The sequence below is a fragment of the Streptomyces sp. NPDC107517 genome, from assembly GCF_055582645.1.
Genome location: NZ_JBVJPM010000030.1, coordinates 45,110 through 57,877, shown reverse-complemented (window position 1 = coordinate 57,877; position 12,768 = coordinate 45,110). Strand labels below are relative to the sequence as shown.

The window sequence follows — 12,768 nt, the reverse complement described above, 5'->3', positions numbered from 1 at the left end:
TGATCCCGTCGGTCCGGTCATGGCGGGAACGTAACAAGCCATGGCCGGGAAATCCCGCTATGTCTCTTTAATCTGACTGGGTGTGTGTCCGGCGGGGGTTCCGGGTGGGCGTTCCGGGTGGGGGCGTCTGGTGAGGGCTTCGGGTGGGGATTTGTGCGGGGTTTCTGGGTGGGCGCGTCGGGTGGGGATCCGTACGGGGTTCTGTGTGGGTGGCGCGTCAGGGCTTTTTGTGGTCCAACGTCAGCGTCGCCATCGCTCCGCCGTCCTCCGCGTTCGTGAATCTGAGCGAAGCGTCAAGCACTTGCGCCTGGCCCAGCGCGATCGTCAGGCCGAGGCCGTGGCCCTTCACGCCGCCCTCCGTCCTGAACCGCTGCGGGCCGCCCTCCACCAGGTAGTCCGGGTAGCCCTCCCCGTGATCCCGCACAGTGATCACCGGGCCGTCCACCGTGAGGACCACCGGCGGGCGCCCGTGCCTGTGCGCGTTCGCCACGAGGTTGCCGAGCACCCGCTCCAGGCGCCGACGGTCCGTCAGTACGCACACGTCCCGCGCCACGACCACCTCCGTCCGCGTGCCGGACCCCCGCACCACCCGCTCGGCCAGCGGGCCGAGCCAGTTGTCGTCCAGGTCCAGGCGCTCGCTGCGAGCGTCCAGGCGCGAGATCTCCAGCAGATCCTCGGTGAGGGTCCGCAGCGCGGCGACCCGGTCGCGTACGAGCTCGGTCGGGCGGCCCGGAGGGAGGAGTTCGGCCGCCGCGTGCAGGCCCGTCAGTGGTGTCCGCAGTTCGTGTGCCACGTCCGCCGTGAACCGTTGTTCGCTGAGCAGCTTGCGCTGCAACGACGACGCCATGCTGTCCAGCGCACCGGCCACAGCTGCCACCTCGTCCTGGTGCCTGGCCGGATCTCTCGTCCTCGGATCGCCCACCCGCGCGTCCAGGTCCCCGCCGCTGATCCTCCGGGCCACTCGCGCCGTCGCGTGCAGGCGCCGCGTCACGCGCGTCACCGCGAACGCCCCCACCAGCAGCGTCGCTCCGATCGCCAGCACGGACGAGCCGACGATCGCCTTGTCCAGGCCGTCGATCGTGCGGGCGCCCTGCGAGTAGTCGACCTCCACGGCGAGGACGCGGTTCCTGTCGAGGGGTCCTGCCGCCCACATCGTGGGCTTCTTCGCGTTGCTGCTCACCATGGTGCCGCGCTCACCGTCCGAGGCGAGCCGGCGCAGCGAGTCGGGCAGGTCCGGGGGGTCGACCCCTGCGAGCGGGCCCAGCCTCGCGCCGGCCTCGTACGCCTTCGTGGCCTCGTCCAGCCGGTCCAGCGCGCGGTCGCGGGCCTGGCCGACGGTCTGGTTGCTGACCGATACGTGGACCAGGGCGCCCAGGAGCGCGGCGAGTGCGCAGCACATCACCGTGATGAAGACCGCGGCCTTCCAGGTGAGGGTGGCCGTCCAGGCGGGGAGCCGGGGTGTGGGGCCGGGGTGGCGGGGGCGGCTTCGGCTTGTGTGTCCGGTCATCGGGCGGTGGCCGATGGGGTTGCCCTCGGGGTCTTCGGCGGTGCGGTGGTGGGTGGCGGGGTTGTGGCGGGTGTCGCCGGGGAGCCCGTGCGGAGGATTTCGTCCCGGGTGGGGAGCATCGCGTGCTGGTGCGGGTCCCAGGACCACGCCGTGCGGTACTCGTAGCCCGGCAGGTCCGCCACCGCCCGCAGGATGACGTCGCGGCCCGCGATCTCCACGCTCACGACCGCGTCCGACGTGCCCATGACCTGCGTCAGCTTGTGGCTCTCGAACTTGTAGCAGCGAACGGCTAGTTGACGTTTCGGCAGGCGGATCCCGAGGATCAGTTCGTCCTTGCCGTCACCCGTCAGGTCCCGGTAGTACGCCTTCAGGACAGGGCACTTGGCGCTGTCTTTCGTGCCGCAGTCGTCCAGCCCTACGACGTTGTCCGGGGACGGGGACGGGCTCGGTGACGCCGAGGCGGCCGCCTCCTGCGCGCGGACCACGTCGACCGGGTTCACGCGGTGAATGTCGTCACCCTTGGCGGTGATGCCGTTCACCACTTCGGTCTTGCCCGAGCCGTAGTCCTCGGCCGCGGCGGACGCCGGCGGCAGTGTGGGCCAGAGCCGGGCGGGTCCCATCGCCGTGGACGTCGGACCCGCGCTGCGCAGCTCGCCCGTGTCGCCGCATCCCGCGAGCAGGAGTGCCGACGCCGTTACGGCGGTCGCCGCGGTACAGGTGCGCCTTGAATTCACTGCACTCCTGCCTGTCCGCGTGCCGGTCGGTCACTCCACTGACACCTTATTGGTGGGGAATTCCTTTTTATTGACCCGCGGGACCCGGCGCACCTCGAACCGTCAGCCGTCGGTGCGCCCGCGCCGGTACATCGAGAAGGCGAGTCCCCCCGCGCCGGCCGCCGCCATGCCGCCGCCCGCCGCCAGGAACAGCGGGTTCGAGTCGGTGTGCTGTGACCCGGTGAGCTCGCCGGGACGGGAGTCGCCGCGCGGTCGGGCTGGGCCTGCGCGAACGCGGCCGTGGGGACCAGGAGCGCGCCGCCGAGGACGGCGGCGACGAAGGTGCCACGGGCCAGCAGGCATGCTCGACGGGTGGTGCTCACGGAACGTCTCCTCTGCTCTACTCCCGGTGCGGTGTGTTCCACCAGGTGGCGTAAACGCTGACCTCATCACCGTAAAGACCCCCCATCACGGCAATTCGGCAGCTGTGTAACAGCGGGCCGAAACTCTGCGGGCGGTGGTGTCACCGAGGGGCGGGACGGCATATTGCCCTGCGGCTCCGGGGCTGTTCCCATGGTCGTGGGGTGATGGTGCATGAGCGGTCTGCGCGTCATACCGACCTGGCGGCACGGTCGGGAGCGGCTCTATGTCTGCGGCGACGACGGCAGGAACGTCGCCTGGTACGACCGTGAGGCCGGCCGCGTCAATCTGATCAGCGAGGCCCGCCGGGACGCCGTGCTCGACGTCCTCGGGCCCTTCCTGACCGGCCAGGTCACGGTCGGTCCGCCCCCGGTGCCCACCCCGGTCGAACTCGCCAGGCTCGCCCTCCACCCGGACGACGACCTCGCGCCGAACCGGCCCGGCGAGGCCCTCCAGATCGCCGTCGACCGGGACCCGGGGCCGTCACGGCGGCTGCGCGGTGACCCGCGGCGCCGCGCCCTGGAGGCCGAGCAGTGCGTCGGCGGGGCGCTCGACGCGTTCGAGCGGGCGGGCTGGCGCGCGCTGCACTCCGTGCCGCTGCCCGGCGGCGCCCGCATCCACCACCTCCTCATCGGGCCCGGCGGCCTCTACGCGCTGCACACGCTTCCGGCCCGCAAGCAGCGCGTCCGCGTCGCCGACCCGATGGTCATGACCGGCCGCTCGGAGCCGCACCCGCTGCTGCGCCGCGTCCGCGCGGACGCCTCCCGCGCGTCCTTCGCCCTGACCGCCGAGGTCCGCCCCGTCCTGGCCGTCGCGGGCGCCACGACGGTGGAGGTGGCGGCACCCCCACGGGACGTGCGCATCGTCCTCGACACCGAACTCCAGTCACTGGCGCGCACGGGCGGCGTCCTGAAACCGGCCGACGTCGAGGCCCTGCATGCCATGGCCCGCGACCGCCGTACGTGGCTGCGCGTCTGAGGCCAGGGCCCGCTACCGGGCTTGCCGGCGCACTATCTCGGTGATCCAGACCGGGGCGAACGGGGACGTGCAGCCCGGGGGCGTCGGGTAGTCCTTGAGCACCTGTAGGCGCTCGCCGATGTCGATCGCCCGGGTGCGGAGGCCGGCGTGGTCGATCCCGATCTGGGCCAGGCAGTGGTTCATCGCCCACTGCAGGCGGTCCGGGGCGTCCTTCATCTCCGCCTCGATGACGTCGAGGAGTCCTGGCAGGTCGAGCCCCTCCGGCTTCTTCGCCACGCGTTCCGTGGTCAGCGACCAGCCGGCGCTCGCGACCACCGGATCCGGGTCGGCCGACCAGGCCAGACGCAGCTCTTCGGCGTGCGGGTTCTTCTTCACCACGTAGTTCACGAGCCAGTCGTGGACCTTGGGCGTGCGCGCCCCGCGCAGCATGGCGTCCAGCTCGTCCCGCCGGAACGCCTTGGGGCGGCAGATGAGGAGGGCGAGGAGTTTCGCCGCGGTGTCGTCGGTCCCCCAGAGCCCGCTCGCGAGGTCCTGCTGCGTTTTCAGCCGCTTCGCGAGCGCGCGCAGCTTGCTGAGGTTCACGCCGTGATCGTCGCCGTGCTTCTCGTTCACGGCGCGTGCCTTCGGGTCCTCGAGTCCGGCCAGCTCGGCCATCACCTCGGCGACCGTCGTCCCGGTCAGCGTCTTCTCGGCCACCTCGGCCCTCCCGTCCGTACGTGAGATTTCACCGTACGACGAAGGACTGACATCTCATCCGTCGGACCGCACGCGCACGAAGCGGACGGTCTCGTGGCGTCCGGCCGCTTGGCGCAGCTCGATGAGGAGGGGGGCGGTGAGCATCCGCACCGGGCCGTGGTCCGGGTGGTCCGTCAGGTGCTCCAAGCGGCCCTGCAGCAATCTGCCGATCTGCCGTGACTGCGTCGGGGTCAAGCGGGGCGACGTCTTCACGGTTCGATCATCGGGGAGTTGCACGAGAAGCGCCTGCGGTCGGTCCAACGGGCCGAAGACTCCGAGGAGTTCCCCGTCCGTCGTATCCGCATGCCTGATCTTTCTCCATGCCTGGGTTCCTCCTGCCCGATAGGCCGAGCGCAGTCCTTTCGCCACGATTCCTTCGACGCCGGCAGCCCTTATGTCGCGGAACCAGATGTGCGCGGTCTCCTCGTCGAGCGTTGCCAGTACTCGTTGCACGGGTGGGCCGACGTCCTGCAGCGCTGCGCCGAGCAGTTCCCAGCGCTCCCTCAGGGGCAGGGCCCTGACGTCGCGGCCCGGGACGGCGAGGATGTCGAACGCCACATAGGACACCGGGATGCCCGACCGTGCGCGGTCGGCGTGGGACCGCAGGAGATCGGTGAAGCTCAGGCGCCCGTCGCGGTAGGCGCACAATTCGCCGTCCAGTACGGTTCCGGCGGGCAGATGTTCTCCGAGATATGCGGCAATTTCGGGAAACTCCGGGGCCAGGTCCCTTTGTGAGCGTGACTGCAGGAAGACCCGGCCGCCTTCGAGGACGAAGGCCAGGGCGCGGAATCCGTCGAGTTTGAGCGAGTACTGGAGACTCTCCGGTGTGCCTGTCTGTTCCGGGATTTCGTCCACAGCCTGGGGACGCATGACGTCGACCGGCGGGCGCAGGGCCACGGTCGCCTCGTTTTCATCCATTCCGTCAGGGTCTGCCCGGCCGGTCTTGCGGGTGAGGAGAGGCTCGCCCCTCGCGTCGGACTGTCACCGGGACAGCCCCGGCGCGGCACTCACGGCACACGCCCCGCGCGGTTCAGGTTGATCAGGGGGCCGAGCAGGTCCCCGTACGTCTCGAGGCGCGGCGCGATGTCGTCGGCCAGGAACGTCAGCTCCCGCGCGTCCGTGCAGGCCTCGACCTCCTCCCACGTCACCGGCGCCGACACGGTCGGCTCCGGGCGCGCGCGCAGCGTGTACGGGGTCGCCGTCGTCTTCGCGGCGGCGTTCTGGCTGAAGTCGACGAAGACCTTGCCGGGGCGCAGGCTGCGGGTCATGCGGTGGACGACGAGCTCCGGATGCTCGGCCTCCGCCTCCACCGCGAGGGTTTTCGCGTAGGCGCTCACCCGATCGGACGGCGTCGGTTCCAGCGGCACGAGCATGTGCAGCCCCTTGGAACCGGAGGTCTTCACGTAGGAGTGAAGCCCGTCCGCGCGCAGCCGCTCCTGGAGCCAGAGCGCGACCGCGCAGCACTCCACCACGTCCGCCGGTTCCCCGGGATCCAGGTCCAGGATCAGCCGGTCGGCCTGTCCGGGCGCGTCCGCCTGCCACTGCGGCGTATGGAACTCCGTCACCAGATTGGCCGCCCACATGAGTGACGCCAGATCCTGTACGAGGACCTGGCGGGACGGCGCGCTCCTCGAATGCGGCACATCCGCCGTCCGCACCCACGCCGGCGTGCCCGGCGGCACGTTCTTGGTGAAGAACCGCTGGCCCTCGGGTCCGTCCGGGTAGCGCAGAAAGGACACGGGCCGGTCGTACAGGTGTGCGAGCAGGGCCCCGGCGACCGTCGCGTAGTAGTGCAGCAGCTCGCCCTTGGTGAACCCGGTCGCCGGGTACAGCACCTTGTCGAGGTTGCTGAGCGCGAGCCGCCGCCCCTCCACCTCTGTGATGGGCGTCATACGATGAGAATCCCACGGAAATCGTGACGAGCTATCTCAAAGGGCTGCGGCGGTGGCTTCGCCTTCGGTTGCGGCGACGGGGTGGGCCGACGGGCTCGGCTAAGGCAGAGCGCAGAGCAGGGCCACGCGGCAGGGCATCACGCAGGGCACACGGCAGAGCACTACGCAGAGAGGGACACCGTGCGATCCATATGGAACGGCGCCATCTCCTTCGGTCTGGTCAGCATCCCGATCAAGCTGGTCAACGCCACCGAGAGCCACTCGATCTCCTTCCGGCAGATCCATCTGGAGGACGGCGGCCGCATCCGCTACCGCAAGTTCTGCGAGCTGGAGGAGAAGGAGGTCGCGTCGGCGGAGATCGGCAAGGGGTACGAGGCCGCGGACGGCGCGATCATCCCCATCACGGAGGAGGACCTGGCCTCCCTGCCGATCCCGACCGCGCGGACCATCGAGATCGTGGCCTTCGTCCCCGGCGACCGGATCGACCCCCTCCAGATGGACGCCGCCTACTACCTCTCCGCGAACGGCGTTCCCGCGGCGAAGCCGTACACCCTGCTGCGCGAGGCGCTCAAGCGGAACAAGAAGGTCGCCATCGCCAAGTTCGCCCTGCGCGGGCGGGAGCGGCTCGGCATGCTGCGCGTCGTCGACGACGTGATCGCGATGCACGGTCTGCTGTGGCCCGACGAGGTGCGCGCCCCGCAGGAGGCGGCACCCGAGACCGAGGTGACCGTGCGCGAGGCCGAACTCGACCTGGCGGACGCGCTGATGGACACCCTCGGCGAGGTCGACATGGAGTCGCTGCACGACGACTACCGTTCCGCGGTCGAGGAGATGATCGAGGCGAAGGCGTCCGGAGAGGGCGTGGTGCAGGCGCCCGCGGCCCCCGAGGGCGGCGGCAAGGTCATCGACCTGATGGCGGCCCTGAAGAGCAGCGTCAAGGCGGCCAAGGAGGCCCGCGGCGACGCGGCGCCGCCGGAACGGGAGGCGAAGGCGAGCCCGGTGACCCCGCTGAAGTCCCGTGCGGCACCGAAGGAGGTCGGCGGGAAGAAGTCGACTTCGACCAGGGCGAAGCCTGCGGCGTCCGGGAGCGGTACGGCGCGGAAGAGCACGGCCAGGAAGTCGGCCGCCTCATCGAGGGCGACGGCCGGGGAGAAAGCGAGCACTTCGAAGGCGAGTGCGGCCAAGGCCGGCACGTCCAAGGCGAGTGGCTCGAAGGCGAGCGCTTCGAAAGCCACGGCCAAGAAGGCGACCGCAAAGAAGGCACCGGCGAAGAAGACGGCGTCGCGCAGGCGGGCGTCTTAGGGAAGCCGGGGGAGCCAGAGGGTGGGGTGGCGCGTTCGCCGGTGGTGGCCCGGCGGCGTCCGTACGTTCGAGGACGCCGGCGCCGGGCCACCGCTGCGCGTCTTGCTTACCGGGCCACGAACTGCGTCAGGATCGCCTGCACCTCGTAGATGTCGACGCCCTTGCTGAACGTCTTCTGGACGGGTGCCGCGGTGCCGGAGATCCAGATCTTGAGCTCACCGTCGAGGTCGAAGTGACCCGCGGTCTCGACGGCGAAGTGCGTGATGCTCCGGTAGGGGATGGAGTGGTACTCCACCTTCTTGCCGGTGATCCCCTGCTTGTCGACGAAGATCAGACGCCGGTCGGTGAAGAGGATGGTGTCGCGGATGAGCAGGTAAGCGGCCTGCACCTGCTCGCCCTGACCGAACAGCTTGGCGTACTCCTGCTGCGCGCCGACGGGGTCGACGGTGTGAGCGTTTCCGAACAGTGCCATGAGGCCCCCCAGATGATGAACTCCTGCGTAGACACAGGATCTTCACACTTTAGGTGAGGTCTTGGCCAGGGGGGCGGGTGACCCCTTCAGGGTTGTGCGCGGCGACGAGGAAGCCGACGCTCTTCATGCGTACCTCGCTGCCCCTGCCCGCGCCCCCGTCGCTGACGTGCTCGTAAGCGTTCAGGGTGTCCGTGAGGGTGCGGTGCGCCAACTCCCGTACGTCGCTGCCGACTTGTTCGGTCAGGTGCCGCCCGGGGCCGGAGCCGAGCAGGAACGCGGCGGCGTCAGCGGCGTCCCGTCCCCACAGCCCGTACGTCTCCACGGGCCTCACCCCGATGCCCGCGAACCCGGCGTCGGACAGCACGCAGCGTGTCGCGTCAAGGTCGGCCAGGGAGAACATCCCCGGGCTGCGCGAAGTGTCCTGCCCGCCCGGCGCCCCGAAGTCGCCGACGGGCAGAATGCCGCGCAGTTCGGCGACGGCCCGGAGCCAGTCGTTGCGCTCGGGCTCGGCGGCGCAGATGAACGCCAGCCTCCCGCCCGGCCGGAGGGCGCGCCGGATGTTGGTGAACGCGGCGACGGGATCGGCGAAGAACATGACCCCGAACCGGCTGATGGCGACGTCGAAGGCCCCGGCGGGGAAGGGGTGGATCTGGGCGTCGCCCCGCTCGAACCCGGCCCCGGCCGCCCCTTCCTGCCGAGCGGTCTCCTCGGCCCGCGCGAGCATGGGCGCGGACAGATCGACCCCCAGCGCGCACCCGTCGGGCCCCGCGTGCCGGGCGGCGAGGCGGGTGGTGGCCCCTGCGCCGCACCCGATGTCGAGGACCCGCTCACCGGGGCGGACCGCGGCGGCGTCGAGGAGGGGCTGGTTGAACCCCTCGTTCACGGCGTCCCAGCGGTCCTGGTTGCGGGCCCAGTGCTCACCCTCGTAGCCGTTCCAGGCCTGGGACTGATCGGCGTTCACGATGTGCGACATGGCGGAATCCCCTCGTAGCGGCGCGTCGGCCGACGGGCGACGTAGAATGGGCGTCCGCCCAAACCGAGTATGGGCGGACGCCCATACTGAGGGCAAGGGCAAGGGCAAGGGCGGGCGTGGGGACCTGGCAGGCGACCCCCGATGGCCGGACATGACGACCGGGCCCGATGGCGTACCCGACGAGAAGAGGCAGGCGGCATGTCCCCGCGCGGAGTGGCGATCCCCGACGTAAGAGAGCGGCTTTTCGACGCCGCGGAGCGGATTCTGGCGCGGGAGGGCCCGTCCGGCCTGACGAGCAGGGCGATCACGACCGAGGCCGGCTGTGCGAAGGGCCTGCTGCACAAGCACTTCGCGGGCCTGGACGAACTCGTCGCGGAACTCGTCCTCGCCCGCTTGGCCCGCACGGCGCGCCTGGCGGAGGACCTGCCGGCCCGCGCGGGCGAGTCCACGGTCGCGGCCAACCTGAAGACGATCGGCTACGCGCTCCTGACGTCCCTGAACCCCACGACGGCGGGCCTGGCGGTCTCGACCCCGGCGGCGTCGCTCCGTATCCGCGAGGCCCTGGAGGCGGGGGCCCCGGGCTTCGACGCGATCCAGCAGTCGATCGCTGCGTACCTGGACGCGGAAGTGGAACGGGGCCGTCTCTCCCCGGCCACGGACACGACGTCGACGGCGCTGGCTCTGGTCGGGACGGTCCACCACCTGTTGATGACGACATGGGGAGACGTGGCACGGGACCCGGGGGAGCGGACGGAGAGACTGGTGACGATGCTGCTCGGCCCGACGACGGGAGGATCGATCACCCATGGAGAACGTTGACGACATCATCCGGAGCAACGCCCCCGGATCATTTCCGTACAGCGTGCTGCGCGAACGGCACCCGGCGCTCATCCAGCGGGTGCGGGACGCGTTCCCGTACGACCCGGAGCGGCAGCGGGCGCTGGACGCGCTCCTGGGTGAGAGCACGGATCCGGCCGGCGTGATGGAACCGCTGCCGGCCGGCGCCCGGGACCGCGGCCAATGGGAGGAGTGGGGGAGCGGCGAGCACGTGGGCGGGTCGTGGTTCGACGCGCCGTTCCTGTGGGCGGAGAGCTACTTCTACCGCAGACTCCTGGGCGCGGTCGGCTACTTCGACTCCGCCGGACCGTGGCAGGGCATCGATCCGTTCCGCCCCTTCAAACGGGCGGAACTACGGAGTCCGGAGGCACAGGCGGAACTGACGGCTCTGGACCGCCTGGCGCAGGAACCGCCGGAAACCCGAGGCCGGGCGCTGCTCCATGGCTCCCTGTGGGGCAACAGGGCTGACCTCGGCTTCCAACTGACGGCGACCGCCCCCGACGCAGCCACCTCCACCACCCCCCTCCTGGCGGACGACTCGGAGCAACTCTGGTCGCTTCTGCCGCCCGGGGCCGGGAACACGGTCCACGTGGTGGCGGACAACGCGGGCCGCGAACTGGTCCCGGACCTCCTCCTCATCGACCACTTCCTGCGCCACGCACACGCGGAACAAGCGGTACTCCACGTGAAGCCACACCCGTACTACGTCTCCGACGCGACCCCCACGGACGTGATCGACGCCCTACGCCACCTGAAACAAGCCCCGGGTGAAGCAGGCAATACGGGCGAACGCCTCTGGCGAGCGACCTCAACAGGCCGACTGCAGCTCCTCACTCATCCGTTCGCCTGCGCCCCACTGCCGTACGCCGCAATGCCGGGCGACCTGAGGAAGTACTTCGAGAAAGCCACACTGACGATCCTGAAGGGCGACCTGAACTACCGCCGCCTGGTGGGCGACCAACTCCGAGCCCCCACAACCCCATTCCTCACCTGCACCTCCTATTTCCCGTCCCCTGTAGCAGCCCTGCGCACCCTCAAATCAGACGTGATCGTGGGCCTGGACGAACAAACGGAGCGAACGCTGAACGATTCGGAACCCGAATCCTGGCGAACAAAGGGAACGCATGCTGTGATCCAGGTACGGGGCGAGTGACGACGAGAGGCGTGCGAGCGGGGCGAGCCTCGATGAAGTGATGAAGCGGGGAATCCCTTTCTGAGCGTGCTCGGGTGGGCAGTTGCAGAGTGCTGGCGCGGCTGTTCACCGGCTCTGTGGCCTCGGCTGTTGGGCTGATCGTCAGGGCGTGCGGCACGTACTCGGGGCCTACCGGGACGGGGTTCTGGGCCTCGCCGTAGACGAAGTACTCCCCGTCGCATTCCTCGTCAGCGACCCATGCGTCTTTTGGGTGCCAAGGGCTCACGGCGTACGCGTGTGAAGCGCTGCTGGAGAGGTGAATGAGTGATCGATAGGTACGACACGGCCGCATGGCGGAAGGTCCATTGCGCGCGCATGTACGTTAAGTAGTCATTGCATTGCAATAAGTAATGCAACTCTGCACTGCGGACGCACGGAGGGCAAGATTTCATGCGCATGCTCCAGAAGGTCGTGATCGCCGCTGCAGCGGTCGGTGGTCTGGTCGCTGTCTGCTCGGGAAGCGCCTATGCCGCCACCTACAACGACTCCGGCTACGGAGGAACTCGGTCGTTCGTCGCCGGTTTGTTGGGCGACGTCACCCCGCAAGCGCAGCAATCGGCGCAAAAGAAGAGAGATGCGCGGGAGGAGAAGGCGTCGAAGGGTGTAAGCCGGACGGCCGAGTGGCAGGCGAACGCGGAGACAGAGCGCATCCTCCGCACCGTCAGCCTGCTGGACGGGCACTTGGGGGTGCCGCGCCAGCTGGTCGGGACCACCGGCCGCATCAACCAGAACAACCAGGCAATCGACGCCTCTGGCGGCATCAATCAGAACAACCAGGCAATCGACGCGTCTGGTGGCGTCAATCAGAACAACCAGGTAAATGGCGCGTCTGGTGGTGTCAATCAGAACAATCAGGCGAACGCCCGTGGCGGCATCAACCAGAACAATCAGGCGAACGCCCGTGGCGGCATCAACCAGAACAATCAGGCGAACGCCCGTGGCGGCATCAACCAGAACAATCAGGCGAACAGTTCCTCTGGTGGTGTCAATCAGAACAACCAGGCGAACGCCCGTGGCGGCATCAACCAGAACAACCAGGCAAACGGGCCCACGGTCTAGTTCGCGCCGGCCATCCAGCAGTCGAATCTGCAGCAGAAGCAGACTGTGCCGGGCAGCTGAAGACGCCGACAACCCTGCCGATCACCTTCGGCAACCCGAACCCGTCACGGTCTCGTGGCGGGTTCCGTCGGTTTCGGGGTGAGGTATGACGAATGGGCCTCGGCTCTGCCCCCCGGGCACGTGGCATCGAGCGCAGGTATGGCGCTGATGTGAGGCGACGCGGTGGGGAGAAACCATGAGAGCCGGCTGTAGCAGATGCTCGTCGGCGCAGGCCACCAGCCATGTCACGCTGGCGTCACGCGACGGTGATGCCCAGCGCCCCACGATGTCTGGGACAGGTAAGCGCAAACCCGCTTTCACATGTAAGGAAGCCATCATGGTGACAAGCATCCGACGTCGCATGCCTCGCCTGATAGCCGCGTCCGGTGTGGCCGCGACGCTTGCTCTCGGGGCAGGCGCGGCAACCGCCACAGCGGCACCTCAGGAGGCCCCAAAGGCAAAGGCCGCACCGGCGCAAACGTGCACCGTGCAAAATCCCTGCATCGGCGGTAATCAGAACAACCAGGCCACCGGTGCCACAGGTGGCGTCAACCAGAACAACCAGGCCACGGGTGCCACGGGTGGCGTGAACCAGAACAACCAGGCCACGGGTGCCACGGGTGGCGTGAACCAGAACAACCAGGCCCCG

The 12,768-nt window shown here is 69.4% G+C and carries 12 protein-coding genes and 1 pseudogene; 6 read left to right on the top strand and 7 right to left on the bottom strand.

What is annotated here, in order from left to right; genetic code table 11:
• Positions 1–217: 217 nt before the first annotated feature.
• Together ACZ67T_RS39155 and ACZ67T_RS39150 are read right to left on the bottom strand one after the other, a co-directional pair.
• A complete protein-coding gene (locus ACZ67T_RS39155; RefSeq protein WP_469990847.1) occupies positions 218–1,507 on the bottom strand; it encodes an ATP-binding protein in 1,290 nt (429 codons plus the stop codon).
• Positions 1,504–2,241, bottom strand: coding sequence for a hypothetical protein (locus ACZ67T_RS39150; RefSeq protein WP_469990845.1), 738 nt, complete (start codon positions 2,239–2,241; stop codon positions 1,504–1,506). The genes ACZ67T_RS39155 and ACZ67T_RS39150 overlap by 4 nt, the downstream gene beginning before the upstream one ends.
• 573 nt (positions 2,242–2,814) lie before the next feature.
• Here ACZ67T_RS39150 and ACZ67T_RS39145 point away from each other — a divergent pair.
• Positions 2,815–3,618, top strand: a complete 804-nt coding sequence (locus ACZ67T_RS39145) for an NERD domain-containing protein (protein ID WP_469990844.1) — start codon at positions 2,815–2,817, stop codon at positions 3,616–3,618.
• Positions 3,619–3,630: 12 nt separating this feature from the next.
• On the opposite strand, the gene ACZ67T_RS39140 is transcribed toward ACZ67T_RS39145, so the two are convergent.
• The 3 genes from ACZ67T_RS39140 to ligD form a co-directional block, all read right to left on the bottom strand.
• Entirely contained in the window at positions 3,631–4,272 is a 642-nt protein-coding gene (locus tag ACZ67T_RS39140; RefSeq protein WP_469990883.1) for a DNA alkylation repair protein, read from the bottom strand.
• 96 nt (positions 4,273–4,368) lie between these two features.
• On the bottom strand, positions 4,369–5,271 hold the full coding sequence (locus tag ACZ67T_RS39135; protein WP_469990842.1) for an ATP-dependent DNA ligase: 903 nt from the start codon (positions 5,269–5,271) through the stop codon (positions 4,369–4,371).
• Positions 5,272–5,360: 89 nt separating this feature from the next.
• Positions 5,361–6,245, bottom strand: a complete 885-nt coding sequence (ligD, locus tag ACZ67T_RS39130) for a non-homologous end-joining DNA ligase (RefSeq protein ID WP_326774100.1) — start codon at positions 6,243–6,245, stop codon at positions 5,361–5,363.
• Between the two features lie 180 nt (positions 6,246–6,425).
• Here ligD and ku point away from each other — a divergent pair, with 180 nt between their 5' ends.
• Positions 6,426–7,547 (top strand): non-homologous end joining protein Ku, encoded by a 1,122-nt coding sequence (gene ku / locus ACZ67T_RS39125; RefSeq protein WP_469990840.1) that lies wholly within the window; start codon positions 6,426–6,428, stop codon positions 7,545–7,547.
• 106 nt (positions 7,548–7,653) lie between these two features.
• On the opposite strand, the gene ACZ67T_RS39120 is transcribed toward ku, so the two are convergent.
• Positions 7,654–8,019: a PH domain-containing protein gene (locus tag ACZ67T_RS39120; protein ID WP_326774098.1), complete on the bottom strand. Its 366-nt coding sequence runs from the start codon at positions 8,017–8,019 to the stop codon at positions 7,654–7,656.
• Between the two features lie 49 nt (positions 8,020–8,068).
• Positions 8,069–8,992, bottom strand: a complete 924-nt coding sequence (locus ACZ67T_RS39115; protein WP_469990838.1) for a class I SAM-dependent methyltransferase — start codon at positions 8,990–8,992, stop codon at positions 8,069–8,071.
• Between the two features lie 198 nt (positions 8,993–9,190).
• Between ACZ67T_RS39115 and ACZ67T_RS39110 the strand changes: the two genes are divergently transcribed.
• From ACZ67T_RS39110 to ACZ67T_RS39095, 4 genes and pseudogenes are all read left to right on the top strand, one after another.
• On the top strand, positions 9,191–9,811 hold the full coding sequence (locus tag ACZ67T_RS39110; RefSeq protein ID WP_469990836.1) for a TetR/AcrR family transcriptional regulator: 621 nt from the start codon (positions 9,191–9,193) through the stop codon (positions 9,809–9,811).
• Entirely contained in the window at positions 9,798–10,982 is a 1,185-nt protein-coding gene (locus tag ACZ67T_RS39105) for a damage-control phosphatase ARMT1 family protein (protein ID WP_469990834.1), read from the top strand. The genes ACZ67T_RS39110 and ACZ67T_RS39105 overlap by 14 nt, the downstream gene beginning before the upstream one ends.
• A 429-nt stretch (positions 10,983–11,411) precedes the next feature.
• Entirely contained in the window at positions 11,412–12,080 is a 669-nt protein-coding gene (locus ACZ67T_RS39100; protein ID WP_469990832.1) for a hypothetical protein, read from the top strand.
• A 376-nt stretch (positions 12,081–12,456) separates the two neighbouring features.
• Positions 12,457–12,768, top strand: a pseudogene (locus ACZ67T_RS39095) (hypothetical protein); the annotation flags it as partial.

Bases quoted from the DNA above. Each gene is read 5' to 3' on its own strand.
- ACZ67T_RS39155 (WP_469990847.1), bottom strand. From the start codon at position 1,507: ATGACCGGACACACAAGCCGAAGCCGCCCCCGCCACCCCGGCCCCACA.
- ACZ67T_RS39145 (WP_469990844.1), top strand. From the start codon at position 2,815: ATGAGCGGTCTGCGCGTCATACCGACCTGGCGGCACGGTCGGGAGCGG.
- ACZ67T_RS39140 (WP_469990883.1), bottom strand. From the start codon at position 4,272: ATGGCCGAGCTGGCCGGACTCGAGGACCCGAAGGCACGCGCCGTGAAC.
- ACZ67T_RS39135 (WP_469990842.1), bottom strand. From the start codon at position 5,271: ATGGATGAAAACGAGGCGACCGTGGCCCTGCGCCCGCCGGTCGACGTC.
- ligD (WP_326774100.1), bottom strand. From the start codon at position 6,245: ATGACGCCCATCACAGAGGTGGAGGGGCGGCGGCTCGCGCTCAGCAAC.
- ACZ67T_RS39120 (WP_326774098.1), bottom strand. From the start codon at position 8,019: ATGGCACTGTTCGGAAACGCTCACACCGTCGACCCCGTCGGCGCGCAG.
- ACZ67T_RS39115 (WP_469990838.1), bottom strand. From the start codon at position 8,992: ATGTCGCACATCGTGAACGCCGATCAGTCCCAGGCCTGGAACGGCTAC.
- ACZ67T_RS39110 (WP_469990836.1), top strand. From the start codon at position 9,191: ATGTCCCCGCGCGGAGTGGCGATCCCCGACGTAAGAGAGCGGCTTTTC.
- ACZ67T_RS39105 (WP_469990834.1), top strand. From the start codon at position 9,798: ATGGAGAACGTTGACGACATCATCCGGAGCAACGCCCCCGGATCATTT.
- ACZ67T_RS39100 (WP_469990832.1), top strand. From the start codon at position 11,412: ATGCGCATGCTCCAGAAGGTCGTGATCGCCGCTGCAGCGGTCGGTGGT.